Origin of the sequence: Salipiger abyssi (genome assembly GCF_017311415.1) — a bacterium.
GTDB classification, from domain to species: domain Bacteria; phylum Pseudomonadota; class Alphaproteobacteria; order Rhodobacterales; family Rhodobacteraceae; genus Salipiger; species Salipiger abyssi_A.
This window is the reverse complement of record NZ_JAEKIS010000066.1, coordinates 1-1,564: the sequence shown is the minus strand read 5'-3', so window position 1 is coordinate 1,564 and position 1,564 is coordinate 1. Positions and strand designations below refer to the sequence as shown.

Annotated in this window: 2 protein-coding genes; both read right to left on the bottom strand. The window is 65.7% G+C overall.

Going from position 1 to position 1,564, the window contains the following annotated elements; all coding sequences use genetic code 11:
• A partial coding sequence (locus I6N89_RS25310; RefSeq protein ID WP_207020967.1) for an electron transfer flavoprotein subunit alpha/FixB family protein occupies window positions 1-818 on the bottom strand: 818 nt, incomplete at its 3' end.
• The coding region (locus I6N89_RS25305; protein ID WP_236016835.1) for an electron transfer flavoprotein subunit beta/FixA family protein at window positions 818-1,564 on the bottom strand (747 nt) is incomplete at its 5' end. The genes I6N89_RS25310 and I6N89_RS25305, both read right to left, overlap by 1 nt.

The following is a 1,564-nucleotide window of genomic DNA, read 5'->3' as shown; positions in this document are numbered from 1 at the left end:
ACCTTGCTGTCCTTCATCCCCGCAAGGTGCTGAATCGCCCCGGAAATCCCGCACGCAATATACAGATCCGGCGCCACGACCTTGCCCGTCTGACCGACCTGCCAGTCGTTCGGCGCAAAGCCCGAATCCACCGCCGCCCGCGACGCGCCCACGGCGGCGCCCAGCTTGTCCGCCAGCGCTTCGATGATCGCAAAATCCTCTTCCGAGCCCACGCCGCGCCCGCCGGAGACCACGATCCCCGCCGAGGTCAGCTCCGGCCGGTCGCTCTCGGCCAGCTTGTCCTCGACCCACTCGGACAGCCCCGGGTTCTCGCCCGCCGCAACGTCCTCAACGGGCGCAGACCCGCCGGTCGCCGCCGCGTCGAAGGTCGACGTCCGGAAGGTGATAACCTTTTTTTCATCCTTCGATTTTACCGTCTGCATGGCATTGCCCGCATAGACCGGCCGTTCGAACGTATCCACATCAACCACAGAGGTGACATCCGTCAGAACCATCACATCGAGAAGCGCCGCAACGCGCGGCAGGATGTTCTTGGCATCGGTCGTCGCCGGCGCCACGATATGGCTGTAATCGCCCGCAAGCGACACAACCAGCGCCGCAACCGGCTCTGCCAGGCGGTGGCCGTAAAGCGCATCCTCCGCCACCAGAACCCTGGCCACGCCCGCGATACTCGCGGCCTCTGCCGCCGCGTCCTTGGCAGACGCGCCCACCGCCAGCACGGTGACCTCGCCAAGCGCCATCGCAGCGCTCACCGCCTTCGCGGTGGCGTCCATCGCCAGCGCGCCGTCATTGATCTCTGCCAGAAGAAGAACCGCCATCACACCGCCCCCGCGTCTTTCAGTTTCGCAATCAGCTCATCGACCGAGCCGACCATCTCGCCCGCCTTGCGCGCCGCAGGCTCCGCCGTGCCGACGATCTCAAGCCGCGGGCTGACATCGACGCCGTAATCGCCAGGCGTCTTCTCCTCGAGCGGCTTTTTCTTCGCCTTCATGATGTTGGGCAGAGAGGCATAGCGCGGCTCGTTGAGCCGCAGATCGGTGGTCACGATCGCCGGCAGGCCCACCTTGATGGTCTGCAAGCCGCCATCGACCTCGCGCGCCACCACGGCGCTGTCGCCGTCGAGTTCGAGCGAATTGGCATTGGTGGCCTGCGCCAGACCCGCCAGCGCCGCCAGCATCTGGCCGGTGGCATTCAGGTCGTTGTCGATCGCCTGCTTGCCGCAGATCACCAGACCGGGCTGCTCTTGCTCGACGATCTTCGCCAGGATCTTCGCCACCGCCAGCGGCTCGATATCCTCGTGCACATCCTCGGCGGCGACCACCAGGATCGCCCGGTCCGCGCCCATGGCGAGCCCGGTGCGCAGCGTCTCCTGCGCCTGCTTCACACCGATGGACACGACGATCACCTCATCGGCCTTGCCGGCCTCCTTCAGCCGGATCGCCTCTTCCACCGCGATCTCGTCGAACGGGTTCATCGACATCTTCACATTCGCCAGATCGACACCCGATCCGTCCGCTTTCACGCGGACCTTCACGTTGTAGTCGATCACGCGCTTTACGGGCAC